The following is a 1403-nucleotide window of genomic DNA, read 5'->3' as shown; positions in this document are numbered from 1 at the left end:
TAGTACTGCAACGGTGCTTGTTCTGATTGCTGGCTAGTTTTCAGGGGCTGTGGCCGCGTCGTTTGTAGTGGCTGATGCGGGCTTGGTGTTGGCGTCTGCGGCGCCAGGTCGACCAGTGCAGGATGTGCTCGATGGGGGTGGGACGGCGGTCGGTGAGGCGGGTGATCAGGCGTCTGATCTCGGCGAGGCTCAGGCGGATGAGCTGGGAGGATCCGTTTCTGCTTTCTCCGTGTCGAGCTGGCGGGCGCGCAGGACCGTGAGGCAGGCGTGGGCGGCCATGGCCAGGGTCATGTGGCGGTGCCAGCCTGGGTAGCGGCGGACCTGGTAGTCGTCCAGGCCGCATTCCTGCTTGGCGGTCTGAAAGCACTCCTCGACCGCCCACCTGCTGCCCGCGATGCGGATGAGCTCGTCCAGAGTCGTGTCGGCCGGACAGTAGGCGATGTAGTAGGAGATCTGCTCGGGCCGGCTGACGCTGCGGCGGGCGACCACCCAGTGCCGACGGTCCTCACGGTGCCAGGGCCTAACCTCGACACGGGCCCAGTCGAAGACCCGGCGGCCATGGGCTCCTTCGCCGCAGGAACGGCGTTTCCACTTCTGCCGCGGCAGGCCGGGAAACAGGTCATGGACGGGGTGATCGATCGACCAGCGGGTGACGACGGTGTCGTGCCTCGTGGTGGCCATGATGTGGAAGACGTCGGCCTGCTCCAGCTCGAAACGCCAGCCCTTGCTGTAGCCGTAGGCGGCGTCCGCGGTCACCCATCCGAACGGCACCTTGTCGGCGATGGCCTTGCGGACCATCGCCTTCGCCATGGCCACCTTCGTCTCGAAGGCGACGCTGTCGTCGATGCCCGCCCGCCGGCAGCGGTCCCGGTCGTCCGTCCAGGACGTGGGCAGATACAACCGGCGGTCGATCAGTGTGCGTCCGCGGCTCGTCGCATAGGCGAGAAATACTCCGATCTGGGAGTTCTCGGTGCGTCCCGCGGTGCCGGAGTACTGCCGTTGGACCCCGGCAGACCGTACGCCCTTCTTCAGGAAGCCGGTGTCGTCGACGATCAGCACGGCATCCCGGTCCCCGAGGTGTTCCACGACGTAGTCACGCACGTCGTCCAGGACCTCATCCGCGTCCCACTCGATCCGGTTCAGCAACCGATGGATACGGTCCGGAGCCGCATGCCCTGCCTGTTCGGCAAGTGTCCAGCCGTTCTTCCGCTCCAGCGGAGCTATCAGCCCCCGCATATAAGCAAGCGCCGTCTCCCGCGGCTCCGTCCTGCTGAACCGATGCACGAACCGCTCCTGCAACCGGCCCAACTCGTCGGCCCACAACCTGACATCAGCAAGGTCCCCACCCATAACCAGACCAACGACCCAGCTGGCCAACAGTCACGGCATAGACCGTTGCAGTA

At 65.9% G+C, this 1403-nt stretch carries 1 protein-coding gene; it reads right to left on the bottom strand.

Annotated features, from left to right (window positions below; translation table 11 throughout):
- Positions 1 to 189: 189 nt before the first annotated feature.
- On the bottom strand, positions 190 to 1350 hold the full coding sequence (locus ACIRVH_RS46465) for an IS701 family transposase (protein WP_403967184.1): 1161 nt from the start codon (positions 1348 to 1350) through the stop codon (positions 190 to 192).
- Positions 1351 to 1403 lie beyond the last annotated feature (53 nt).

Source organism: Streptomyces sp. NPDC101165 (assembly GCF_044768135.1).
In the GTDB taxonomy this organism is placed as follows: domain Bacteria; phylum Actinomycetota; class Actinomycetes; order Streptomycetales; family Streptomycetaceae; genus Streptomyces.
Note: the sequence above shows the minus strand (reverse complement) of the source record. Positions and strands in the feature narration are given on the sequence as shown.

Excerpts from the sequence above, each read along its gene's own strand:
- ACIRVH_RS46465 (WP_403967184.1), bottom strand. The coding sequence starts at position 1,350 with ATGGGTGGGGACCTTGCTGATGTCAGGTTGTGGGCCGACGAGTTGGGC.